General features: G+C 62.6%; 21 protein-coding genes. 8 read left to right on the top strand and 13 right to left on the bottom strand.

Features of this window, described 5'->3' with window-relative positions:
* Window positions 1-146 precede the first annotated feature (146 nt).
* The 4 genes from AC3WP7_RS28575 to AC3WP7_RS28560 are packed head-to-tail and all read left to right on the top strand — an operon-like array spanning window position 147 to window position 3,940.
* The gene (locus AC3WP7_RS28575) at window positions 147-1,286 is read left to right on the top strand and encodes an ornithine cyclodeaminase family protein (protein ID WP_092246154.1); all 1,140 of its coding nucleotides are present in this window, start codon (window positions 147-149) and stop codon (window positions 1,284-1,286) included.
* Window positions 1,287-1,320: 34 nt separating this feature from the next.
* Window positions 1,321-1,743 (top strand): RidA family protein, encoded by a 423-nt coding sequence (locus AC3WP7_RS28570; protein ID WP_092246152.1) that lies wholly within the window; start codon window positions 1,321-1,323, stop codon window positions 1,741-1,743.
* A 43-nt stretch (window positions 1,744-1,786) separates the two neighbouring features.
* Window positions 1,787-3,079: an NAD(P)/FAD-dependent oxidoreductase gene (locus tag AC3WP7_RS28565; protein ID WP_102592168.1), complete on the top strand. Its 1,293-nt coding sequence runs from the start codon at window positions 1,787-1,789 to the stop codon at window positions 3,077-3,079.
* Between the two features lie 12 nt (window positions 3,080-3,091).
* Window positions 3,092-3,940, top strand: coding sequence for an alpha/beta fold hydrolase (locus tag AC3WP7_RS28560; protein WP_093513769.1), 849 nt, complete (start codon window positions 3,092-3,094; stop codon window positions 3,938-3,940).
* Window positions 3,941-4,008: 68 nt separating this feature from the next.
* On the opposite strand, the gene AC3WP7_RS28555 is transcribed toward AC3WP7_RS28560, so the two are convergent.
* Window positions 4,009-4,785, bottom strand: coding sequence for a hypothetical protein (locus tag AC3WP7_RS28555; protein WP_172963322.1), 777 nt, complete (start codon window positions 4,783-4,785; stop codon window positions 4,009-4,011).
* A gap of 139 nt (window positions 4,786-4,924) precedes the next feature.
* On the opposite strand from AC3WP7_RS28555, the gene AC3WP7_RS28550 reads away from it, so the two are divergent.
* The gene (locus AC3WP7_RS28550; protein WP_093127919.1) at window positions 4,925-5,596 is read left to right on the top strand and encodes a TetR/AcrR family transcriptional regulator; all 672 of its coding nucleotides are present in this window, start codon (window positions 4,925-4,927) and stop codon (window positions 5,594-5,596) included.
* Here AC3WP7_RS28550 and AC3WP7_RS28545 read toward each other — a convergent pair.
* From AC3WP7_RS28545 to AC3WP7_RS28505, 9 genes are all read right to left on the bottom strand, one after another.
* A complete protein-coding gene (locus tag AC3WP7_RS28545; RefSeq protein WP_102592170.1) occupies window positions 5,593-7,629 on the bottom strand; it encodes an NADH:flavin oxidoreductase in 2,037 nt (678 codons plus the stop codon). The two genes, AC3WP7_RS28550 and AC3WP7_RS28545, sit on opposite strands and share 4 nt — an antisense overlap.
* 232 nt (window positions 7,630-7,861) lie before the next feature.
* Window positions 7,862-8,164, bottom strand: coding sequence for a hypothetical protein (locus AC3WP7_RS28540; protein ID WP_071491518.1), 303 nt, complete (start codon window positions 8,162-8,164; stop codon window positions 7,862-7,864).
* 221 nt (window positions 8,165-8,385) lie between these two features.
* Entirely contained in the window at window positions 8,386-9,447 is a 1,062-nt protein-coding gene (locus tag AC3WP7_RS28535) for an ATP-binding protein (protein WP_092246130.1), read from the bottom strand.
* On the bottom strand, window positions 9,444-10,193 hold the full coding sequence (locus tag AC3WP7_RS28530) for a response regulator (RefSeq protein WP_071491516.1): 750 nt from the start codon (window positions 10,191-10,193) through the stop codon (window positions 9,444-9,446). The genes AC3WP7_RS28535 and AC3WP7_RS28530 overlap by 4 nt, the downstream gene beginning before the upstream one ends.
* Before the next feature lie 63 nt (window positions 10,194-10,256).
* Window positions 10,257-11,042 carry a flagellar basal-body rod protein FlgG gene (flgG, locus tag AC3WP7_RS28525; protein ID WP_092246122.1) on the bottom strand — a complete coding sequence of 262 codons (786 nt, stop codon included), beginning with the start codon at window positions 11,040-11,042 and terminating at the stop codon, window positions 10,257-10,259.
* A gap of 126 nt (window positions 11,043-11,168) precedes the next feature.
* Window positions 11,169-12,272, bottom strand: a complete 1,104-nt coding sequence (locus AC3WP7_RS28520; RefSeq protein ID WP_102592171.1) for a serine hydrolase domain-containing protein — start codon at window positions 12,270-12,272, stop codon at window positions 11,169-11,171.
* 110 nt (window positions 12,273-12,382) lie between these two features.
* Complete coding sequence (locus AC3WP7_RS28515; RefSeq protein WP_071491513.1) at window positions 12,383-12,826, bottom strand: GNAT family N-acetyltransferase; 444 nt, start codon at window positions 12,824-12,826, stop codon at window positions 12,383-12,385.
* Window positions 12,827-12,830: 4 nt separating this feature from the next.
* A complete protein-coding gene (locus AC3WP7_RS28510) occupies window positions 12,831-13,205 on the bottom strand; it encodes a BrnA antitoxin family protein (protein ID WP_058427066.1) in 375 nt (124 codons plus the stop codon).
* Window positions 13,206-13,208: 3 nt separating this feature from the next.
* On the bottom strand, window positions 13,209-13,490 hold the full coding sequence (locus AC3WP7_RS28505; RefSeq protein ID WP_058427065.1) for a BrnT family toxin: 282 nt from the start codon (window positions 13,488-13,490) through the stop codon (window positions 13,209-13,211).
* Between the two features lie 347 nt (window positions 13,491-13,837).
* On the opposite strand from AC3WP7_RS28505, the gene gabP reads away from it, so the two are divergent.
* The gene (gene gabP, locus AC3WP7_RS28500; RefSeq protein ID WP_093513763.1) at window positions 13,838-15,247 is read left to right on the top strand and encodes a GABA permease; all 1,410 of its coding nucleotides are present in this window, start codon (window positions 13,838-13,840) and stop codon (window positions 15,245-15,247) included.
* Entirely contained in the window at window positions 15,244-16,320 is a 1,077-nt protein-coding gene (gbdR, locus tag AC3WP7_RS28495) for a choline metabolism transcriptional regulator GbdR (protein WP_092246113.1), read from the top strand. The genes gabP and gbdR overlap by 4 nt, the downstream gene beginning before the upstream one ends.
* Window positions 16,321-16,322: 2 nt before the next feature.
* Here gbdR and AC3WP7_RS28490 read toward each other — a convergent pair whose 3' ends face one another.
* From AC3WP7_RS28490 to AC3WP7_RS28480, 3 genes are read right to left on the bottom strand one after another with little or no spacing between them, the layout of a single operon-like run.
* The gene (locus AC3WP7_RS28490) at window positions 16,323-17,666 is read right to left on the bottom strand and encodes a c-type cytochrome (RefSeq protein ID WP_102592172.1); all 1,344 of its coding nucleotides are present in this window, start codon (window positions 17,664-17,666) and stop codon (window positions 16,323-16,325) included.
* A 16-nt stretch (window positions 17,667-17,682) separates the two neighbouring features.
* Window positions 17,683-19,902, bottom strand: coding sequence for a xanthine dehydrogenase family protein molybdopterin-binding subunit (locus AC3WP7_RS28485; RefSeq protein ID WP_093127955.1), 2,220 nt, complete (start codon window positions 19,900-19,902; stop codon window positions 17,683-17,685).
* The gene (locus AC3WP7_RS28480; protein ID WP_058427060.1) at window positions 19,902-20,357 is read right to left on the bottom strand and encodes a (2Fe-2S)-binding protein; all 456 of its coding nucleotides are present in this window, start codon (window positions 20,355-20,357) and stop codon (window positions 19,902-19,904) included. The genes AC3WP7_RS28485 and AC3WP7_RS28480 overlap by 1 nt, the downstream gene beginning before the upstream one ends.
* A 315-nt stretch (window positions 20,358-20,672) precedes the next feature.
* Between AC3WP7_RS28480 and AC3WP7_RS28475 the strand changes: the two genes are divergently transcribed.
* A complete protein-coding gene (locus tag AC3WP7_RS28475; RefSeq protein WP_102592173.1) occupies window positions 20,673-22,634 on the top strand; it encodes a methyl-accepting chemotaxis protein in 1,962 nt (653 codons plus the stop codon).
* The last annotated feature ends 28 nt before the right edge of the window (window positions 22,635-22,662 follow it).

Here is a 22,662-nt window from a genome sequence, read left to right as displayed (position 1 = left end):
AGGATTCGCGCCAACTCTGGCGGTAACACAAGGCCTGGCGTGTCCGAAAACTACAATACGACCCGGCCCCGCGCCCTCGATACTCGACCTCGACAGCGTGGCGCTGCGCCTACCGCAGCGGTATCACCTTCGACCCGAGAATAACTATGTCTACGACTACAAAAATCGACTTTATCTACCTCTCCGAGCCGGACATGATCCGCGCGGGCGTGACCGACATGCTGGCGTGCGTGAATACCATGGAAGAGATGTTCAGCCTGCTGTACGCCGGCGACTACCGCATGGCCGGGCCGAACAATGATTCCCATGGTGCGATGGTGATTTTCCCCAAGGATTCGCCGTTCCCGAACATGCCCAAGCCCACGGCCGACCGGCGCATGATGGCCATGCCGGCCTACCTGGGCGGCAGCTTCTGCACCGCTGGCGTGAAGTGGTACGGCTCCAATATCGCCAACCGCGAAAAGGGTCTGCCGCGCTCGATCCTGATGTTCACCCTGAATGATCCCGACACCGGTGCGCCGTTGGCACACATGTCGGCCAACCTGCTGTCGGCGTATCGCACCGGGGCCATTCCCGGTGTGGGCGCACGCCACCTGGCGCGCAAGGACTCGAAAGTCGTGGGCCTGCTGGGGCCGGGCGTGATGGGCAAGACCACCTTGGCGGCGTTCATCGCGGTCTGCCCGCACATCGATACGCTGAAAATCAAAGGCCGTGGCCAGAAGAGCCTGACCGATTTTATTGCGTGGGTTGAAGCGACCTATCCGCAAATCACCACGATAAAGGTGGTGGACACCCTGGAAGAGGTGGTCCGCGATTCGGACCTTGTTACTTATTGTAGCTCCGGCGAAACGGGCGACCCCTCGAACTACCCAATTGTGCGGCGTGAATGGGTCAAGCCGGGCGCATTTCTGGCGATGCCGGCGGCCTGCTCGCTCGATGAAGGCATGGAGCAGGCGGACGTGCGCAAGGTGCTGGATAACACCGGTCTTTACCAGGCCTGGTTTGAAGAGTTGCCCAAGCCTGCGCATCACTGCGTGCCGGTGATTGGCGTGCGCTTCATGGACATGATTGCCGAAGGCACCTTGCGCCTGGAAGACGTCGAGGACATCGGCAAGATCATCGCCGGCGCCGCCCCTGGCCGCAGGACCGATGAGGAAATCATCATCATGTCGGTCGGCGGCATGCCCGTGGAAGACGTGGCCTGGGGCACGGTGGTGTACCGCAATGCGATCAGGCGAGGCATCGGCGTCAGCCTGAACCTGTGGGAAACCCCGGTACTGCGTTAAGTCACTCAACCCCTATTCTGACGAGGCATTCGACATGACAAACATCATCAAGCTCAAGACCGGCTCGCCGTTCGAAGACCAGGCCAGCTATTCGCGCCTGGTGGTCGTCGACAACTGGATCTACGTGTCCAACACCGCAGGTCGCAACCCACAGACCAAACTGATCCCGGAAGACGTCCTGGAGCAGGCCCACCAGGTCTTCGCCAACATCGAAACCGCCCTGGCGGCGGTGGATGCAAGCCTGGCCGATGTGGTGTGTTCGCGGGTGTTCATCCAGGACCCCAAAGACGTGCCGGCGGTGATGGGCCTGATCGGCGAGAAGTTTCGCGGCGTCGACCCGGCCAGCACCGTCACGTGCCCGCCACTGGGGTCGACGGTCTACAAGGTGGAGCTGGAAGTGACGGCCTATCGCAACGCATCCAAGGCGCAGGTCGAAGTCATTCGTCTGTCGCAGTGACCGCCAGCGGTTGCTCCTATTTGCCCATCAGCGAGTCTTGATCATGGCACCGACTATTGCGCCCGTGAACACATCCGCCGCGTTTCCTGCCGCCACCAGCGTTGTCATCATTGGTGGCGGGATTATTGGCTTGACGGCGGCATTGACCCTGGCCGAACGCAACATCGCGGTGGTGGTGCTGGAAAAAGGCCGCATCGCCGCCGAGCAGTCGTCGCGCAACCTGGGCTGGGTACGCAAGACCAGCCGCCACGCCGCCGATATTCCCCTGGCCCTCGCGGCCGACCGGTTATGGGCCAAGATGCCCGAGCGGGTTGGCGCGGATGTCGGCTATCGCCAGGAAGGCATTATGTTTGTCGGCCGCACCCCGGCGCAGATGGCGATGCATGAAGGCTGGCTCAAGTCCGTGGAGCATCTGTCCCTGGATTCACGGCTGCTCAGCAAGCGTGAGATCGATGGGTTGGTGCCCGGCGGCGTGGGCGATTGGGCGGGTGGCATCTTCACGCCGTCTGACGCACGTGCCGAACCGACCCTGGCCAGCAGCGCCATCGCCAAGGCGGCCATGGCGCTGGGTGTGGTGATTGTCGAGCAGTGTGCGGTGCGTACGTTGCAAATGTCTGCCGGGGCCGTGAGTGGCGTGGTGACCGAGCGAGGTGAAATCCGCTGCGACCACGTATTGCTGGCGGGTGGCATGTGGTCGCGGCGCTTCCTGGGTAACCTGGGGGTGTCGTTGCCGACCCTGCCGTTGACCTGCTCGGTACTGCGCACCCACCCCATGGAAGGGCCGACGCAGATTGCCGTCGGCGCGCCGGACTTTTCGTTCCGCAAGCACAAGGACGGCGGTTTCATCGTCACCCAGCGCGGCAAGCTGGACGCCTTCCTGACCCTTGATCACCTGTTGCTCGCCAAGCAGTACATGCCGCAGTTCCGGGCGCAGCGTCATGTGCTCGATGTATCGCTGGGCAAGCCGTTCCTGCACGACCTGAAGCTTGCACGGCGTTGGCACTCCAGCAGTGTGAGCCCGTTCGAGCGCGTCCGGGTGCAGGACCCTCCGGTCAACCCACGGCTGAACGGCGATGCGATGAACAACCTCATCGCCGCCTGGCCGGTGTTCGAGCAGGCGCGCATCGCCCAGGCCTGGGCCGGTACGATTGATGTCACGCCGGATTCGAACCCGGTGATCGGGCCGGTTGCGCAGATCCCCGGGCTGACCGTGGCCACGGGTTTCTCCGGGCATGGCTTTGGTACGTCCCCTGCAGCGGGTCATCTCGCGGCAGACCTGGTCAGCGGGCATACACCGATCATCGACCCAAGCCCTTATCGCTTCGATCGTTTCTAGAGGAACACACCGATGCTTGCTGACAGTTGTTTCTTCACCAACCGTTGCGGCCTGCGCCTGCATTTTTTGCGCTGGGGCAAGCCGGGTGGCGTGCCGCTGGTGCTGCTGCATGGTTTGCGCGCTTATGCGCAAACCTGGGATTCGCTGGTGCAGTCCCTGGGCGCAGGCTATTGCATCTATGCCCTGGACCAACGCGGGCGGGGCCTGAGTGATTGGGCCGCGCCCGACACCTACCACACGCAGTCCTATGTCGAAGACCTCGCTGACTTCGTCGCCCATGTGGGCTTGCAGCGGTTTGTCTTGCTGGGGCATTCATTGGGCGGTGCCAACGCCCTTGAATATGCGCGGCAGCACCCGGGGCGGCTGATGGGGCTGATGATTGAAGACATCGGCCCCGGTTCTTCAAGCCAGGGCGATGGCGCTGCGCGTATCCGTCGCGAGATGAGCCAGACACCGTTGCAGTTCGAGAACTGGGAGCTGGCCCGTGCCTTCTGGCAGGCGTCACGCCCCGGTCTGTCGGAGCAGGGCCTGAACTCCAGGCTGGCGCATTCGATGAAAGAAAACGACGCAGGGATCACCTGGCGCCATGATCAGCAGGGGATTGCCCAGGCGCGCCTGAGCATCGAGCCGACGGATTTGTGGCCGGCGGTGCGTGCATTGGATTGCCCGACCCTGTTTATTCGCGGCGGCCGCTCGGACTTCCTGCCGGCAGCAACGTTGGAAGCAATGACCGCGAGCAACCCGCATATTCGGACCGTAGAGGTGGCCGACGCGAGTCACTATGTGCATGACGACCAGGGCGAGGTGTTCAACGCATTGGTTTGGGCATTCCTCAGGGAACTTGCGCCTGAGTGTTCCTAGGGAACTCGTTGGCCGCGTTGATCTTCAAGGCTGCTTGCTGCCGAATGCCCGGGGCCTGGCCTGCTACCTCAGGCTGCCGGCCTCACCCGGAAGGCCAGGAACACCGGGCCGCCTGGAAACGTGCTGAGTTCCAGCTCATCCAGGGGGCTCAGCGTGCGTGTACGGCTTCCCGCATTACTGTAGAGCGTGTGGTTGCCCAATGCGACGATGTTGATCTTGCCTGCCGCCGCCTGGATCAACGTGGCCCTGAACCCTTCCGTCACATCATCACCCAGCGTCAGGGTCACGTCCGTGTTGCTCAGGACCAGAATCGACTTGCCTGAATCCGCCATGCTCAGGGCCCTGCTGCCGGTGATCGAGATATTGGTGTGTACATGGCCCCCGGCGTGATAACTGACCATCCTGGGGTCGGCGAAGACACGGGCGAAGGCCCCGACGTAGTTGACGCTGGCACGCATGTCATCGAACTGTTCCACGACGTAGGTGCCGATGCTGCCGGTATTCGCTGTGTCGGCGTCCATTGCCCATTTGCGTCCTACCATCAGCCCTATCTGGGTATTGGCGCCTACGCCGGCACGCACCTCTTCGAGAAACAGCGTGCCGATCTGACCACCCCCATTCCCCTGGACGTAGGTCAGCCGTGCAATGGAGTGGCTGTCACCGGTGGGGCTGCCCCGGGAGGTATCGACCCGATAGTCGACACAATCCGCCGAGACGATGGTGTTCGTCGTGTTGGCGTCAGGCGCCCAGGTGAAATCCAGTGCTCGACCGGTCTTAGCCTGCTCGAATGAGGTGGTCGGCTGTGCGGTGGTGGTAGAACCTGCCTGCTTCAAATCTTCATTCATGATGCTCATCCTCAACTACGTTGCTGTATGTATGTACAGTAGTCTGGATTTTTTCTTTGTGCGGTTTTACCGACGAACTGCACGCAGGGAAGGGGGCGTGTAAAGTGACCGGCATTTCCCAGGCAAAGGTGACCCCCGGATGGCTCAATCGGCAAAACCGCGAGGCAAGAACCAGGACACGGGCTGGCGAGGCTCGGTCGATGTGTGGCTGGACGCCGCCTACGCGGCGTTGAAAGAGTCCGGCATCGACGCCGTGCGCGTGATGCCGCTGGCCAAGCAGCTGGGCTTGTCGCGTACCAGTTTCTATTGGTTTTTCGAGGACCGCGAGCAACTGCTCGCCGCCTTGCTGGCCCGCTGGCGCGACAAGAACACCGGCAACCTGGTGTTCCAGTGCGAGCGTTACGCCGAAAGCATTTCCGAGGCGATTCTGAACGTCTTTGAATGCTGGCTGAACCCGGAGCTGTTCGACTCGCAGTTCGAATTTGCCGTGCGCAGTTGGGCCATGCAGTCGGCAGAAGTCAGCGCGGAAATCGCCCTGGCCGATGACACCCGTATCAACGCCCTGACCGGCATGTTCCGGCGCTTTGGCTACGATGAGGAGGCTGCCGATGTGCGCGCGCGGACCATCTACCTGACGCAGATCGGCTACATCTCGATGAACACCAGCGAGGACGTGGTGGTGCGCTTCCGGCGCATTCCTCAGTACGTCAGCGTGTTCACCGGCAAGGCCTTGAAGCGGCGCGAACTGGACCGCTTCTTTGGGGCGTTTGGCTACGCCGAGACCGCACCGGGGGTGTTCGAGCCGCTTTAGAGATCCTTGACCAACCGCAGCGCGTCGTAGATCGCCGCATGGGTGTTGCGTGCGGCCACCGCATCGCCGATGCGGAACAGTTGGAAGCGGCCCTCGGGGTTGGTCACCAGGTGCTGCGCGTTGCCGGCGATCAAGTCGTGCTGCTCGACCGCGCCGCCGTTGCTGGAATGCCCCCGCAGGTCGAAGTACAGGTCATCCAGGGGCAGGGTGCCGTGGTTGACCACCACCTGGTCCACCACCCGCTGCTTGTGCACCGCACCGTAGTCACTGCCGAAAGTGACCAGCAGCCGACCGTCGCGTTTCTCCACCGTTTCGACCCGATAGGTCACGGTAAAGGTCACGTCCAGGTCCTGCAGGCTGCGCATGTAGGGCACCAGGTTCATGGCCATGACTTCCGGCGCGAACGAGCGGTCCGGCGTGACGATTTCCACGCTGGCACCACTTTGCGCAATCACCTCGGCCGCTTGCAGGGCGGCGTGGTCTCCGGCGTCGTCGAAGATCAGCACATGGCGCCCCGGCTTGACGTCGCCGGAAATGATGTCCCAGGTCGACACCACCAGCTCATTGCCCTGGGCCAGCACCTCGGTATGCGGCAGGCCGCCGGTCGCCACGATCACCACATCCGGCTCCAGCGCCAGCACGGCCTCGGCCTCGGCCCAGGTGTTGAAGTGGAACTTGACACCCAGGCGTTCGCACTGGCTCATGCGCCAGTCGATGATGCCGATCATTTCGCGGCGCCGCTCGCTCAGGGCGGTCAGGCGGATCTGCCCACCGGGCCGGTCCGCCGCTTCCAGCACCGTTACATCATGCCCGCGCTCACCGGCGACCCGCGCCGCTTCCAGCCCGGCAGGTCCCGTGCCGACAATCAGCACTTTGCGCGGCACCGCTGCCTTGGGAATGTCATGGGGCATGCTGGTTTCGCGACCGGTGGCGGGGTTGTGGATGCAGTACGCCGCACCGCCCTGGTAGATGCGGTCCAGGCAGTAATTGGCGCCGACGCAGGGCCGAATGTCTTCTTCACGCCGCTCGATGATCTTGCGCACGATATGCGGGTCGGTCATATGGGCGCGGGTCATGCCGACCATGTCCACCTTGCCTGATGCGATGGCGTAGCGCGCCGTGGCGACATCGGGGATTTTTGCCGCATGGAAGGTGGGGAACCCGGTAGACGCACGGATCTCACCGGCAAACTCCAGGTGCGGCGAGTTGCGCATGCCCTGGATCGGGATCACATCGGTGAGGCCCGCATCCGTATCGATATGCCCGCGCACCACGTTGAGGAAGTCCACCAGGCCGCTGTCCTTGAGCAGGTGCGACACCTGCAAACCTTCGCTGGCATTGAACCCGCCCGGCAGCGCCTCGTCGCCGGTGTAGCGCACGCCCAGCAGGAAGTCTTCACCGACCCGCTGGCGAATGCCGCGCAGGACATCGAAGGTAAAGCGCATGCGGTTTTCCAGCGGGCCGCCGTACGGGCCATCCAACGCGTTGGTGAGCGGCGACCAGAATTGGTCCATCAAATGCCCGTAGGCTTGCAGCTCCAGGCCATCCAGCCCGGCGGCCTGCATGCGCTCGGCCGCGTCGACGTAGTCTTTGATGATCCGCTCGATGTCCCAGTCTTCCAGCTTCTTCGGGAAGGAGCGGTGCGAGGCCTCGCGCCGGTGTGAAGGCGACACCACTGGCAGCCAGTCGGCCTTGTCCCAGCGTGTGCGACGGCCCAGGTGCGTCAACTGGATCATCACCGCCGCGCCATGTTCGTGGCACTCGTCGGTCAAATCCTTCAGCCAGCCGACCACTTCATCCTTGTACGCCAGCACATTGTTGAACACCGGCGGGCTGTCCCGCGACACCGCGGCGGAGCCTGCGGTCATGGTCAAGGCCACACCAGCCTTGGCGCGTTCGACGTGGTAGGCGCGGTACAGCGCCTGCGGCATGCCGTCCACCGGGTAGGCCGGTTCGTGGGCCGTGGTCATGATCCGATTGCGCAGGGTCAGGTGCTTGATCTTATAGGGCTGCAGCAGGGGATCGTTGGACATCAGAGTGTGCTCCCTCGTGGGCATCATCAGGCTTGGCGATTTGAAATTAGGATAAATGTACATGTGCGTCAATAAATCTAGACATACATGTACATTTTAATTTCGACCTGCCGATGCTCTCCAAATGATGCAGGCGCGCGGGAGCACGGTGGACAACACGCGGTTTGAGGGAATGTTCAGGTTGTAGTGAGCGGGCTTGTGGTGCTGAGTGGACGTGCTGTGGTGAGCAGGCTCAGAAGCAGCGACCACGGGCTGTATTCAATAAATCGCGCACGGCATCGGTGCGCAACAGCAGGGTCATCTGCGCCTCGTCGATCACGATTTCCGCGATGATCAACGCGCAGATCAGCGGCGCGGTCACGAACCAATGGCACCAGCATTGAGTCGCCAGCGACACGGCTACGCCGATAATCCACAGCGCCAATACCCATTTGGGCGCGCGCTGTTGCAACGGCACCCAGTAACGCTGCAGCCGTTTCAGCCGGGCAGTGTGCAGTTTCAACGACTCTTCAAGGGGTGATAAGGACGAATTCATTTCTCACGCTCGCTGAGCTATCCGGGCGCGGCTGGGAAAGGGGTTGCCCAGCCACGACAAGTTGATGCATTCAACTTCGATCCAGTGCCCGTTTCCGGGCAGTGCTGCACAGCTTTTGAATGCAACGCACGTACCCTCGGCGTCCAATAAGACAAAGCATCGATAGCGCCGGGTTGTTCTGAACATCATGGAAAAGATGCGCATGGTGGGGCCTGGGTTACTTAAAGATTCCAACTGAGTTCAAACAGCGTTCCGCCGTTTTCCATTTTCCGGCACGTCACCGCACCGCCGTGGGCGAGGGCAATCGCGCGCACCACCGCCAGGCCCAGGCCGCTGCCGCCCTGGGCGCGGGAACGTGAGTTTTCGCCGCGCTGGAAGGCATCGAACAGGTGCGTGGCCAGGTCCTCATCGATACCGGGGCCGTCGTCGCGTACCCTCAGGTAATGCATGCCATCGCGGGTGCTCAGGTGCACATTGACGTTGCCGGGCGTGGCGTGCCGACGCACGTTGTCGAGCAGGGCCAGCAGGGCCTGGCGTATCCGGGCGGGGTCGCAGCGCAGGGTCCGGCGTTGCAGGTCCAGTTGCAGGGTAAAACCGGCGGCGACCAGGCTCGGTTCGAACAGCCGCACATCCTCTTCAATGCCGGCGGCCAGGTCGGCGTCCTGCACATTGAGTTCGAGGTAGCCGCTGTCGCCCAGGCCGACTACCCGCAGGTCCTCGATCATCCGCGCCAGCCCTTCGACCTGACCGAGCAGGCTGTAGAACTGCGCCGTGTCCGGTTCGAATACACCCTCGGCCAAGCCTTGCAGGCGGCCGCGCAGGATGGTCAGCGGCGTGCGCAGTTCATGGGCAATCGCCGCATTCCAGAATGCCTGCTCCTGTGCCATGCGCTTCAAGCGCTGGGCCATGCTGTTGAAATCATCCACCAGGATCGCCGCTTCGCCGATGGACTGGTCACCGGCGACGGCTTGCACATCGAGGTCGCCATCCGCCAGTTTGCGCAGGTTCTCGGCCACCGAGTTCAGCGGCATCAGGATCCGCCGCGACAGCCGCGTGGCCACGAAGGCACCCACCGCCAGGCTGACGCAGGTGGTCAAGGCCATCCACGCCCACTCGACATTGGCCGGCAGCCAGGCATCGGCCTGCTCGTCCGAGAGCGGCCAATAGGTCCATAACAGCGCATAAAACACGTAGGAGCCGATCACGGCCAGGGCGATCACGCAGAGCACCACCGCCGACATGGCGGCAATGATCTGGCGGCTCAAGCCATTGAGCTTCTTCACACGCCACTCCCGAACCGGTAGCCCACGCCGCGAATGCTCGCCGGCACGCCTTGCAGCCCCAGGTCTTCGATCTTGCGGCGCAACTTGCTGATATGGCTGTCGACCGTGCGTTCCAGGCTGTCGCTTTCCGGTGAGCACAGCGCCAGCAATTCGGCGCGGCTGAACACGCGTTTCGGAGCCCGGGCCAATTGCGCGAGCAGTTTGAATTCGGTGACGGTCAGCAGCAGCGGCAGGACCTTGCCCTCGATATTCACCGTGACCTGATGGCTTTCGATGTCGATTTCAAAACCATCGACCCGCAACACATTGGCGCCGGCGGCATATGTGTAGGCGATGGAGCGTCGCAGCACGGCCTGGGTACGCGCCACCACCTCGGCCGGGTTGAACGGCTTGACGATATAGTCGTCGGCACCGATGCGCAGGCCCATCAGTTTGTCCATGTCCTGGTCCTGGGCGGTCAGCATGATCACCGGCGTATTGCCGCGATGACGCACCTCGGCCAGGACTTTCCAGCCATCGACCTGGGGCATCAGTACATCCAGCAGCATCAGGTCGGGCTTGAGGGCCTGGTGCAATTCCAGGGCGCGCCGGCCGTCGAGGGCGTGGGCGGTACGAAAGCCGCTGCGCTTGAGATAGGCAATCAGGATGTCGGCGATCTCGGGCTCGTCTTCGGCGATCAGGATCAGCGCCTGGGTGTCTCGGACGCTGTTCGGAAGGGGCGAGGATGCAACGGGAAAATCGTTCATAGTCTGCTCGGTGAATAAGCCTTGTCGTGTTTGCCGCTCCCTGGCCACGCTTGCAAGTGTTGATCATAGCTTCTGGGTGAGGGCGCCCAACATCTGGTTGGCGGTGGAAATCACTTTGGAGTTCATTTCATAGGCCCGTTGCGTGGTGATCATGTTGACCATCTCTTCAACGGTGCTCACGTTGGAGGTCTCCAGGGACCGTTGCAGGGTGGTGCCAAACCCGTTGAGCCCCGGCGTGCCGACCTGGGGCGCGCCGCTGGAGGCGGTTTCCAGGAACAGGTTGTTGCCGATTGCCTGCAAGCCGACGGGGTTGATGAAGTCGGCGGTTTGCAGGTTGCCGATCACTTGCGCAGCAGGGTTGCCGGCCACGGTGATCGACACCGTGCCATCCTGGCCCACGGTAAAGGTCTTGGCGTTATCCGGCACCACGATGGCCGGTTCCAGTGCAAAGCCGCTGGCCGTCACCACCTGGCCATTGGCGTTCAGGTGAAAGGTGCCGTCGCGGGTATAGCCGGTGGTGCCGTCCGGCTGCAACACCTGGAAAAAACCGCGCCCGTTCACCGCCAGGTCCAGCGGTTGCCCGGTGGTTTGCAGGCTGCCGGCGCTGAAGTTTTTCTGGGTGCCGACGATCTGTACGCCGGTGCCCAGTTGCAACCCCGACGGCAACGCACTGTCCTGTGTCGACTGTGCGCCCGGCTGGCGCTTGATCTGGTAGAGCAAGTCCTGGAACTCGGCGCGATCACGTTTGAAACCGGTGGTCGAGACGTTCGCCAGGTTGTTGGAAATTGTCGTCAGCTGCGTGTCCTGCGCCGACAAGCCGGTTTTTGCGACGTACAGGGCTGGAATCATGCCGTTCTCCGTGTGAACCCGGTCGACCGGGCACTCTGATGAAAGCCATTGTGCGCAACGAACGTGCGCATTCAGGGGAGGTTTTGTGGAGGAATGATGGAGAGCGGCATTTTTTGTTGGCCCTGATCACTTCAATCCGGGTTCGATCAGGCCGGCTACGCCACGTCCGATGACTTCCGGGTAGCTGTGTTCGGCATCCAGGTTGGTCAGCACCACCACCGTCAACCGGTCGTCTAGGTAGCGCGAGATGGACGAGGTAAAGCCTTGCCAGGAGCCGCCGTGCTCGATCACGGGGTGGCCGTTGACTGTGCGGATTTCCCAGCCGAACCCGTAGCCTTGCGCCCGATGTTTGCCGGCGTAGGGGTAGGGCGTCCACATCCGTTGCAGCGAGGCTTGTGTCAGCAGGGTTTCATCGTAGAGGGCGCGGTCCCAGCGCTCCAGGTCGCGGACGCTGAAATAGAGCGTGCCGTCGGCCGTGGCATTGAAGGTCGGCGACACCCATTCCTGGTTCCTCAGCTCACCGTCGACCCTTTCGTAGCCCGACGCCCGGTTGGGCACAATCGCGAGGTCCGAGATGACCCGTGTCGAGCGCATGCCCAGCGGTGTGAAGATACGCTGCTGGAGAAACTCGCCATAAGGTATCCCGCTGACACGCTGGATCAGGATGCCGAGCAGCACGAAATTGGTGTTTTCGTAGGCCCAGTTCTGCCCGGCCTTGAAGTCCAGCGGCAGCTTGGCAATCGCCTTGGCCAGCTGCGCTTCGGTGAAGTCGCGGCGTATATCCAATGGGCCACCAGGCTTTTGCAGCGCTGGCGTGTCGTAGGCCGACAAGCCAGACGTGTGGGACAACAGATGGGCGACCGTGATCGGCGCCCAACTTGCCGGCGCCTCGGGGAAGTACTGGCGGATGCTGTCGTCCAGGCCGATCTTGCCTTGCTCCACCAGCATCATGACGGCCGTTGCGGTAAAGGATTTACCCACCGAGCCGGACTGCAACACGCTGTCGGCGCTCATGGGCACGTTGAGTTCCACATTCGCCAGGCCATAGCCCTTGGCGAGCACGGCCTGGCCGTTTCGGAAGATACCGAGGGCCAGGCCCGGCAACTGCTGACGGGTTATTTCTGCGTTGACATAGCGGTCGATGGCCGAGCGTTGTTCGTCCGTGAGCGGGGTGGCTATCGCCAGGGGCGCGGACATCAGCAGGACACTCGCCGCAAGGATTCGGAACATGGGCACCTCTGAAGCGTTTTTGCGGTTTCAGGAGGTGCCAGTGTGCGCGAGGGGGGTGGATGTTTGCGGGAGGTTCGATGGAGGCGGCGTGGAGCTGATGAGGCCAGCACTCACAGGGGTTGGATGAATTTCACATACACCCGCTCAGGGTCGTGATCGTCAAGGTTTTCGATGTGCCCGCTCGGCACGAACCCGGCCTTTGCAAACAGCGCCTGGGCGGCGGTGTTCGACGCATTGGTTGAAGTAAACAGCTTGGGCGTCTTGCACGCTGCTTGTGCCGCCGTCAGCAACCGCAGCGCAACACCTTGGTGCTGATAAACCGGCGACACAACCACCAGTGCCACGAAGCCATGATCGAAAAAATCATGGGTCAGCACCAGGTATCCCACACACCGGCCAGCGCTATCGACGGCGACGAGGCAGTGTTGGCGAACCACCGCATCATGGATGAATACGCGGCGGTGGGTATGGGCCGTGGCGTAAGCATCCAGTTCGATCAGGGCGTGCACGTCGTCGGGCGTGGCCTGGCGGATGTTTATCGAGCGTGTAGGCAAGTGATTACCTCAGCGGAGTGGGTTTAGCCTTTGGTTTGGTCGGTTTTGGTGTGACTAATACTCGATTCAACTCTCCGGCGAGCGCGATCAGCTGCTGTTCCAGCGCTTCGACTTCGCAAAGGCTGATTCCCTCCTTGATGACTTGCAGGGTTTTGGCTTTTCTCGTCAGTGCGGATCCGAGGTTATGCGCGTCTTGGGAAACCAACACTTGGCGCAGTAGGTTGTTGATCACGGTTTGATAACCGGTACCTGCATTTTCCGCTCGCTCGCGGGCGGCTGCAATCACCGCATCATCCAGCATGATAGTGATTCGGGTTTTGCCTTTGTTGCTGGCGACTGCACCGCGCTTGCCGGAGCTGAAGTCGTATTCGTCTTTCATGGTTCAAGCCTCCAAGTACTGGCGCCGTTCATTTTTGGATGCGCGCCTGGCACTGATAATCCGTACAAAATTTGGATCGCGGTAGGTGTAGGCCACTACCAATACGCGTCCCTTTGCGTCCGTACCCATGATTATCCAACGCTCTTCGTCGTGATCATTGTCTTGTATGGTTAGAGCGGTCTCGTCGTAAAACACCGGTTCTGCATCGGCAAGGCTCACGCCCTTGTGCTTTTGCTGATTAGTGATGCTTTTTGCTTTGTCGTATTGAATCCTGAAAGTTCTCATTATGCATATTTTATATGTATATAAAAGCAATTGGACAAAGCGACAGTCAGGGCATTGGTTCAGCGTCTGCGGGTCCCGATTTGGGTACGCACATCCCTACCTATCAGTGAGGGATCGATTTTGAGGAGGGTGCCCGCGTATGTCCGTGCGTAACCGGTGATCCGTTAAGTAGTCAGATTCCGATTCCATAGCCAGATAAGGTCTTATGTCGATATCAGACCAACCCCCGCCGTTTCCAGGCTATTTTCGCGCCAGTCAGCCCGCGTAAGGTGACCCATCATTCAAAAATGACGATCGCCTGACCCTCCAGTCAGTCCTCACGCCGGTCACCGAGAACAACAAAAACAATGAATAGCCTCAATTCCAACGACTCGAACGGCCAGTTGGCGCAAGGCTTCAAGCCGCGCCATGTCACCATGCTTTCCATTGCGGGGATTATCGGCGCGGGGTTGTTTGTCGGGTCCGGGCATGCGATTGCGGCGGCGGGGCCGGCGGTGCTGCTGGCCTATCTGTTTTCCGGCCTGCTGGTGGTGCTGGTCATGCGCATGCTGGGGGAGATGGCGGTGGCCAACCCGGACACCGGCTCATTCTCGACCTACGCCGACCAAGCCATCGGCCGCTGGGCCGGCTTTACCATCGGCTGGCTGTACTGGTGGTTCTGGGTGCTGGTGATCCCCATCGAGGCCCTGGCCGCCGGGCATATCCTCAACCAGTGGTTCCCGCAGATCGACGCTTGGCTGTTTGCCTTGTTGTCGATCTTTTTGTTGGTGGTCACCAACCTGTTCAGCGTGTCCAAGTACGGCGAGTTCGAGTTCTGGTTCGCCATGGCCAAGGTGATCGCGATCATCGGTTTTATCGGCGTGGGCTTTGCGGTGCTGATGGGCTGGGTGCCGGAACGCGAGGCCAGTGGGCTTGGCCAGTTGATGCAGGACCATGGCGGGTTTGCGCCCAACGGGCTGTCGGCGGTGGTCGGTGCCTTTATCACCATCATGTTCAGTTTTATCGGCACGGAGGCCGTCACCATTGCGGCGGCCGAGTCCAGCAACCCGGCGCAGAACATCGCCCGGGCCACGCGCTCGGTGATGTGGCGCATCGGGGTGTTCTACCTGCTTTCGATCTTCGTGGTGATCTCCGTGGTGCCATGGGATGACCCGTTGCTGGCCTCGGTCGGCTCTTATCAGCGTGCACTGGAATTGATGAACATTCCCCACGCCAAGCTGCTGGTGGATGGGGTGGTACTGATCGCCGTGGCCAGTTGCATGAACTCTTCGATCTACATTGCCTCGCGCATGCTGTTTTCCCTCGGCAAGCGTGGAGATGCACCCGCACTGATGAAAAAGACCTCGGCGGCGAGTGTGCCGAGGGCGGCGGTGATCGCCAGTACCATCCTGGGCGCGGGCGTGACCCTGCTCAGCTACTTCATGCCGGCCGGGCTGTTCCAGTTCCTGCTGGCCAGTTCGGGGGCCATCGCCTTGCTGGTGTATCTGGTGATCGCGGTTTCGCAGTTGCGCATGCGCAAGACCCTGCGCCAGCGCAAGGTCACGCTGAGCTTCCAGATGTGGCTGTTTCCGTGGCTGACCTGGCTGGTCATCGCGTTCATCTGCGCGGCCTTGACGGTGATGCTGGTCACGCCCGAACACCGTTTCGAAGTCTCTTCGACCCTCGTCCTGGCCCTGATGATTTCCTTGATCGGCTTGCTCACCGCCCGGCACCCGGAACCCACGCAAAAACCGGTGGCCGCAGTTTCGCAATCATGAGTGGCCGCCCGGTCGGCAGTATTGTTTTCCTGCTGCTGGACCAGTTCACCCTGATGTCGCTGGCGGCAGCGGTCGAGCCGTTGCGCATGGCCAACCAGTTGTCGGGCCAGGAGCTTTACAAGTGGCACACGGCAAGCCCGGACGGCAACCCGGTGTGGGCCAGCGACGGTGTGCCGATCACGCCCGACGGTTCGATCCTCAGCGTGCCGCCCGCCGACATTGTGATGGTGTGCGGCGGCATCGGCATCCAGGGCACCGTGACCGGCGAACTGGTCAAGTGGCTGCGCAGCCAGGCGCGTTATGCCAAGCGACTGGGTGGGATTTGCACCGGCAGCGTTGTGTTGGCGCGGGCCGGCTTGCTCGACGGATATGAATGCAGCGTGCATTGGGAATGGTTGGCGGCGATGCAGGAGGCGTTTCCACGGGTGACCGTCAGTTCCAGCCTGTTCACCCTCGACCGCGACCGGCTCACCAGTTCAGGCGGCACGGCGCCCCTGGACATGATGCTGCACCTGATCGGCCGTGAGCACGGGCACGAATTGTCGGCGGCCATCTCGGACATGTTTGTCTACGAGCGCATCCGCAACGAGCAGGACCACCAGCGCGTACCGCTCAAGCACATGCTCGGCACCCAGCAGCCCAAGCTGCAGGAAGTCGTGGCATTGATGGAGGCCAACCTGGAAGAGCCGATCAACCTGGATGAACTGGCGGCGTATGTCGCGCTGTCGCGTCGCCAGCTTGAGCGCATGTTCCAGAAGTACCTGCACTGTTCGCCCTCGCGCTACTACCTGCGGCTGCGGCTGATCCGCGCGCGGCAGTTGCTCAAGCAGACACCCATTTCAATCGTCGAATTGGCCGTGCTCTGCGGCTTTGTGTCCACGCCGCATTTCTCCAAATGCTATCGCGAGTACTTCGGCGTGCCCCCCAGTGACGAGCGTTCCGTCACGGACAGCGAGCGGTCCATCATGCTCAAGCCAGCGTTGCACACATTGCCGGCGCCCGCACCAATGAATGTATTGGAGCAGGCGCGGGGCGAGGCAACATTTGCCAGTGTGAAAAACCTGAAGTCCTGAACTCAGCGCATATGCAAGATGATCGGACTGCTGCTCGCCGGGTCGGTATGCCCGCGCAACTTGCCCACCGCCTCCACATCCACCGCACCGCCGTTGTTACCCCAGGTGCCGCGCACGTAGCTGAGCACCTCGGCGATTTGCTGGTCGGTCAGTTGCTCGCGGAACGCCGGCATGCGATAGGCGTCCGGCACGCCGGCGGCTACCACGCGTTGCGAACCGTTGAGGGTGATGTTGATCGCCGAGGCGCTTTCCTTGGCCAGGGCCGAGGTGGCGCCGGCCAGGGGCGGCATCCAGTCGGGCTGGCCCTTGCCGTCGAGGCCATGGCAGGAGGCGCAGCGGGTGGCGTAGGTGTGGGCGCCGGGGGCGTCCGGGTTGGTGGCGGCCGCCTGATACTGCCAGGAAGTGCCGTCGCGCTGCGGATCGCCGGGCAGTGACTTGAGGTAGCGGGCGATGGCGGCCAGGTCGTCGTCCTGCATGAACTGCGTGGAGTTGTTGAACGCTTCGGTCATCGAGCCGTAGACCACCGCATGGGCATTGCGCCCGGTCTTGAGGAACTGCACGATCTGCGCCTCGTCCCAGCGGCCCAGCCCGGTGTTGGGGTCCTGGCGCAGGCTCGGTGCATACCAGCCGTCGAGCAGGGCACCGGCGAGGAACGGCGCACCGGATTCGTCCAGCGCCTTCTCGTTGAAGGCCAGCCCGCGCGGCGTGTGGCAACTGCCGCAGTGGCCGGGGCCTTGGACGATGTAGGCGCCGCGGTTCCACAGCGCGTCCTGGTTGGGTTTGGCTGCATAAGTTGCAGTGGGCGCGAACACGCCGTTCCACAGCGCGATGGGCCAGCGCATATTCAGCGGCCAGGGAATATCACTGGGGATATTCGCCTGGTTGGCCGGTTGCACGCCCTGCATGAAGAACGCGTACAGCGCTTTCACGTCATCGTCGCTGAGCTTGACGTAGGACGGGTAGGGCATCGCCGGGTACAGCCGTCGACCACCAGGCGCCACGCCGTGGCGTACCGCACGGTCGAAGTCGGCCAGGCTGTAGCTGCCGATCCCGGTGGTTTTGTCCGGCGTGATGTTGGTGGCATGGATTGCCCCCAACGGCGTGGCCATTTCCAGGCCACCGGCGAACGGCGCCTTGCCCGGCAGACTGTGGCAGGCCACGCAGTCGCTGAGACGCGCGACATATTCGCCGCGGCTGACCAGGGCCGGCTCGAAGGTGGCGGTGGCCGGCGCTTGTGCAAACGGTGTGGCGGGCTCACGGGTGACGTACCAGGCCAGCAGGCCTGCCGCGACCAGGCAGGGCAGCGCCAGCCAGCCTGCGGTTCTTGCGAATCGACGGTTGTTCATGGGCATTTCCTGAAAGTCAGCTGAAGGTGTGTCGGCTCAAGGGCAGGCTGCGAACACGCTGGCCGGTCAATTGCGCCACCGCATTCGCCACGGCCGGTGCCACGGCAGGCAACGGCGGCTCGCCGATACCACCCATCTTTTCGCCACTCTCGACGACCCGCACATGCACCCGCGCCATCTGCGCCGGCGCCAGGATCGGGTACAGGTCGTAGTTGCGCGCCCGTGGCTTGCCGTCCACGTACACCGCTTCTTCCAGCAAGGTCTGTGACAAGCCCAGCGCCACCGCGCCATTCACCTGAGCCTCGACAATCGCCGGGTTGACGATGCTGCCCGGGTCGATGGCCTGCCAGATATCGTGCACCCTGACCTTGCCATTCTCGATGGACACCTCGGCAATCGCCGCCGTGTGGGAACCGAACGGCGAGGCCATGGCCACGCCGCGTGCACGCCGGCTGCCGTCTTCGGCGGTGAAGGGGCCGCGCTTCCAGCCGCCGGACAGTTCAACCGCCGCTTGCAGCAAGGTGGTCAGCCTCGGGTTGTCGCGCAGCAGGTGCAGGCGCAGTTCATAGGGGTCGTGTTTGCCCTTGTCCGCCAGTTCGTCGAGGAACGACTCGTAGAAAAAGTCATTCAGCGAATTGCCCACCGAACGCCAGTAACCGAGCATGGGCGCGCCTTTGACGTAGATCTGTGCGATGCGTTTGTTGGGGATGGCGTAGGACTTGCCCGACAATCCTTCCAGTGCCGTAGGGTCGATCTTGTCGCCCTGTTTGCCGGCGAGGGCTTCGGTCGGGCCTTCGGTGGCGCTTACCGCTTCGATGGCCACCGGCAGGCCTTTGTCATCCAGTGCGGCGCGGAACTTGACCACGGCCACCGGGCGCAATACATCGCGCAGGAACTCTTCTTCTCGGCTCCAGATCAGCTTGACCGGACGACCCACCGCCTTGGCGAGCGCGATGGCCTGCGGGTAGGGGTTGGCTGAGTCATACAGGAAATGCCGGCCGAAAAAACCGCCGAGCAACGGTGAATGCAGGTTGATCTGCGCAGGGTCCAGGCCGGTGCGCTTGGCGATATCGGCGCGGAACATGTCCGGCGCCTGGTTGGGCAGCCAGATATCCAGGGTGCCATCCGGGTTGAAGCGGGCCAGGGCGGAGGGCGGCTCCAACTGGCCGTGGTTGAGGTACTGGTTGTGATACGTCGCTTCGACCTGGGTCTTGGCGCCTTTCAGCGCGGCGGCCACGTCGCCTTCGTTTTCGTCATCACGGGCCGGGCCCTGCTGGGCGGCGAGGAACTCGAAATGCTTGTCGCTGGAGAAGTCCGCCGGCATCACGCGCAGCGTCGAGCCGGCCGCCGCTTCCTGCCAGTCGACCTGGACCGCTTCCACCGCACGCTTGGCGTGCCACCAGCGTTCAGCCACCACCGCCACCGCGCCCGGCAGCACGTGTACCGAATGCACGCCCTTCATGCCTTCGACCTGCGCCTGGTTGCGCAGGCTGCCCACAGTCATGCCCAGACGTGGCGCATGCTGGACGGCGGCGTGGAGCATGGTGTCGACTTTCAGGTCGATGCTGTAGAGCGCCTTGCCGGTGGATTTGTCGTAGGCGTCCAGGCGCTTGACCGGCTTGCCGATCCAGCGGAACTGGCTCGGGTCGCGCAGGGTGATGCTGGCAGGATCGGGCACTGGCATGTCGAGGGCGCTGCTGGCCAGTTCGCCATACCCCAGCGAACGGCCGGATGCCGCGTGCACGACTCGGCCAGGTTGGGTGGTCAGTTCGCCCACCGGCACGCCCAATTGTTTGGCGCCGGCCTGCAGCAACATGGCGCGGCCGAGGGCACCGAGACGGCGCATGGTCGGGTAGCTCATGCGCACCGACATGCTGCCGCCGGTGATGCGCATACCGTTTTCCATCACCACATAGGCTTCGCCAGGCGGGGCGGCCTCGACGATGAAGGTGGCGGGGTCGGCATCCAGCTCTTCGCCGACGATCTGCGCCATGGCGGTATGGGTGCCTTGCCCGCCTTCCATGAACGGGCTGAGCAGGCGCACCGTGCCGTCCGGGCGAATCTCCAGAAACGCCGGCACCTGGGTGCCGCGTTCAGCGGTAGTGGCGGCTTGTACCCGGCCCGAGCCCAATGGCAGGCCGAAACCGATGACCAGCGCACCTACGGCGGTACTCGCCAGAAAGCGGCGGCGTGACAGGTTGACCGGTGCGTCGAGCAGTTCGTCGAGGATGTTCATCACGCGCCCTCCTGCTTGGCCAGGGCGTCGACGGCCGCATGGATGGCGTTGTAGGTGCCGCAGCGGCACAGGTTGACCATGGCGGCGTCGATCTGCGCCTTGCTCGGCGCGGGGGTGTGCTTGAGCAGCGCAGTGGCCGCCATCACCTGCCCGGACTGGCAGTAGCCGCATTGCGCCACCTGTTGCTCGACCCAGGTCGCGACCACACGCTTGCCGACCTCGTCGTCTTCAATCGCCTCGATGGTGGTGATTTCACGCCCGACCACCCCGGCCACCGGCGTGACGCAGGAGCGCACCACATTGCCGTCCACCAGCACCGAACAGGCGCCGCACTGGGCCAGGCCGCAGCCGTACTTGGTGCCGGTCAGGCCCAGGTCATCGCGGATCACCCACAGCAATGGTGTGTCCGCGTCGGCATCGACCTGATAGGCCTTTTGGTTGATTCGTAATTCCATGGCTCACCTGCTGATCATCGGTAGGTGCGGCCTGTTTTAGATGTGAACGCAGTGGCCGCTTATTGTCGAACTCTAGACCAGCGCGCAAGGGCTATCTATCCGTTAATCGATAAGTCGGAGGATCAGGCAAGTATTCAAGAGAAATGAGCCAGTCTGGCGTTATCGAAGCGGCGATTGATCCAGGTCAATACAAGCTCGAATCGGGGGCCACGAATGGGCATGGCGAGCGTAGAGCGGTGTGCAGCGGTGATATCATGGCGCCACTATTCTGGCGCGGTGCGTCATTGCGATCCATGGAAATGAGGCTTTAGGCAAATGCTCAAGAATGCACCACTGCGTCTGAAACTGTTGTTGATCCTGCTGCTGCCCATGCTCGGGTTCCTGACATTGGCCGGCGTGTTCGTGGTGGACAACTACAAGACGCTGCGCGACATGGACGCCACGGTGACGGCCAGCGCCACCGCGCAGAAGCTGAGCCGACTCATCACCACGCTACAACGTGAGCGTGGTGCCAGCGGGGTTTTCCTGGGCAGTGGTGGCCAGTCGATGGGCGACAGGATGTTGCAGATGCGCCAGGACTCCAGCGCGGCGGCCGAGGTGGTACGCGGCTTGAGGGCGTCGGGTGGTGCGAGCCTGGATGGCGTGCAGCGTGCCTTGGACCAACTGCCGGCGACCCGTGCACAGATCGACAAGCTGGGCATCAATAGCACCGAATCCGGCGCCCGCTACACCGAGATCATCCAGGCCCTGGTGGGGTATACCCATTCCCTGGAGGCCAGCGTCAACAACGCAACCCTGGTCTATGCCCTCGGCGCGTTGAACCAATTCATCGAAATGAAAGAGCGCGCCGGACGCGAGCGCGTGATACTGGGGCTGGTATTCAATCAGGATCGCTTTGATGCGACGCTGCTGTCACGCTTCAGCCGTAACCTGGGTGAGTTCAATGCCTACTACGATGCGTTCCGCCGCAAGGCACCGGTAGCCACGCTTCAACAGTTCGATGAGCAGATGCAAAACCCCGCCGCCGTGGAAGTCGGCAAACTGCAACGCCTGGCATTTGAGGTGCCGATGGGGCAGGCGCTGGGCATCAAGCCAGAGGCGTGGTTTGAAACCTCCACTCGACGCATCGACCTGATGAGCCAAGTGGAAGAAACCCTGGGCCAAAGTGTCAGCGACCTGGCCAAGCATGAACGCGATGCCGCCAGTCGTGCCCTGTGGTTGACCCTGTGCGCGGTGGTGGTGGCGCTGTTGGCGGTTGTGATGTTGTCCTGGCTGATTATCCGCATGATCGGCTCGGCGGTGCGCGACCTGAACCGGGTGCTGAACGACCTGGCGCAGCGCGACCTCACGGCACGGGCGACGTACCAGAGCCGCGACGAATTCGGCCAGATCTCACACAACCTCAACCGCATGGCGCAAGAGATCAGTGGCGTCGTGCAGGAAATCGGCAACGCCACCGCCCAAGTGGCGACGGCGGCGGAGGAGTCCTCCACGGTCACGATCCAGACCAGCCAGAGCGTCGAGCAGCAACGCCAGAGCACCGAGCTGGTGGCGACGGCGATCAACCAGATGAGTGCCACCGTGCGCGAAGTGGCGCACAGCACCAACGATGCGGCGCAGATGTCGCAACGGGTCAATACCAGCACCGCACAAGGGCGTGCCGAAATAGAAAGCACCATCGCACTGATCCGCCAGCTCTCGGGGCAGGCCGAGGAAACCGCGCTGATCATTGGCGATCTCAAGCAGGAAAGCGACGGCATTTCCACTGTGCTTGACGTTATTCGGGGCATCGCCGAGCAAACCAATCTGCTGGCCTTGAATGCGGCGATCGAAGCGGCGCGGGCCGGGGATCACGGGCGTGGGTTCGCGGTGGTGGCGTCCGAAGTCCGTGTGCTTGCGCAGAAGACCCAGGAGTCCACGGGCAGTATTCAACAGATGATCAGCAACCTGCAGACCGGCTCCGACCGTGCGGCCACGTCCATGCAAGAAACCCTGGGCAAGGCGCAGGACGGTGCGAGCAAGGTGGAACGAGCGGGTGAGTTGCTGCAAGAGATCGCCGAAGGGGTGTCGGGGATCAGTGATCGCAACATGCAGATCGCATCGGCCGCCGAAGAGCAGAGTGCGGTCTCGGAGGACATCAACCGCAACGTCAACGAGATCAATGACCTGGTGATCCAGGTCAGTGCCGGGGCTGAACAGACGGCCGCTACCAGCCAGGAGCTGGCGCGCCTGGCCGAGCAGCAGCAACGCCTGGTCAATCGTTTCAAGGTGGCCTGATCGACTGGCGTGCAGCGCGCCCCGCCGA

It is taken from the genome of Pseudomonas sp. FW305-3-2-15-C-LB1 (assembly GCF_058787615.1).
Note: the sequence above shows the minus strand (reverse complement) of the source record. Positions and strands in the feature narration are given on the sequence as shown.

Coding starts and splice junctions, on each gene's coding strand:
- AC3WP7_RS28575 (WP_092246154.1), top strand. CDS start 147: ATGTCTACGACTACAAAAATCGACTTTATCTACCTCTCCGAGCCGGAC.
- AC3WP7_RS28570 (WP_092246152.1), top strand. CDS start 1,321: ATGACAAACATCATCAAGCTCAAGACCGGCTCGCCGTTCGAAGACCAG.
- AC3WP7_RS28565 (WP_102592168.1), top strand. CDS start 1,787: ATGGCACCGACTATTGCGCCCGTGAACACATCCGCCGCGTTTCCTGCC.
- AC3WP7_RS28560 (WP_093513769.1), top strand. CDS start 3,092: ATGCTTGCTGACAGTTGTTTCTTCACCAACCGTTGCGGCCTGCGCCTG.
- AC3WP7_RS28555 (WP_172963322.1), bottom strand. CDS start 4,785: ATGAATGAAGATTTGAAGCAGGCAGGTTCTACCACCACCGCACAGCCG.
- AC3WP7_RS28550 (WP_093127919.1), top strand. CDS start 4,925: ATGGCTCAATCGGCAAAACCGCGAGGCAAGAACCAGGACACGGGCTGG.
- AC3WP7_RS28545 (WP_102592170.1), bottom strand. CDS start 7,629: ATGTCCAACGATCCCCTGCTGCAGCCCTATAAGATCAAGCACCTGACC.
- AC3WP7_RS28540 (WP_071491518.1), bottom strand. CDS start 8,164: ATGAATTCGTCCTTATCACCCCTTGAAGAGTCGTTGAAACTGCACACT.
- AC3WP7_RS28530 (WP_071491516.1), bottom strand. CDS start 10,193: ATGAACGATTTTCCCGTTGCATCCTCGCCCCTTCCGAACAGCGTCCGA.
- flgG (WP_092246122.1), bottom strand. CDS start 11,042: ATGATTCCAGCCCTGTACGTCGCAAAAACCGGCTTGTCGGCGCAGGAC.
- AC3WP7_RS28520 (WP_102592171.1), bottom strand. CDS start 12,272: ATGTTCCGAATCCTTGCGGCGAGTGTCCTGCTGATGTCCGCGCCCCTG.
- AC3WP7_RS28510 (WP_058427066.1), bottom strand. CDS start 13,205: ATGAAAGACGAATACGACTTCAGCTCCGGCAAGCGCGGTGCAGTCGCC.
- AC3WP7_RS28505 (WP_058427065.1), bottom strand. CDS start 13,490: ATGAGAACTTTCAGGATTCAATACGACAAAGCAAAAAGCATCACTAAT.
- gabP (WP_093513763.1), top strand. CDS start 13,838: ATGAATAGCCTCAATTCCAACGACTCGAACGGCCAGTTGGCGCAAGGC.
- gbdR (WP_092246113.1), top strand. CDS start 15,244: ATGAGTGGCCGCCCGGTCGGCAGTATTGTTTTCCTGCTGCTGGACCAG.
- AC3WP7_RS28490 (WP_102592172.1), bottom strand. CDS start 17,666: ATGAACAACCGTCGATTCGCAAGAACCGCAGGCTGGCTGGCGCTGCCC.
- AC3WP7_RS28485 (WP_093127955.1), bottom strand. CDS start 19,902: ATGAACATCCTCGACGAACTGCTCGACGCACCGGTCAACCTGTCACGC.
- AC3WP7_RS28480 (WP_058427060.1), bottom strand. CDS start 20,357: ATGGAATTACGAATCAACCAAAAGGCCTATCAGGTCGATGCCGACGCG.
- AC3WP7_RS28475 (WP_102592173.1), top strand. CDS start 20,673: ATGCTCAAGAATGCACCACTGCGTCTGAAACTGTTGTTGATCCTGCTG.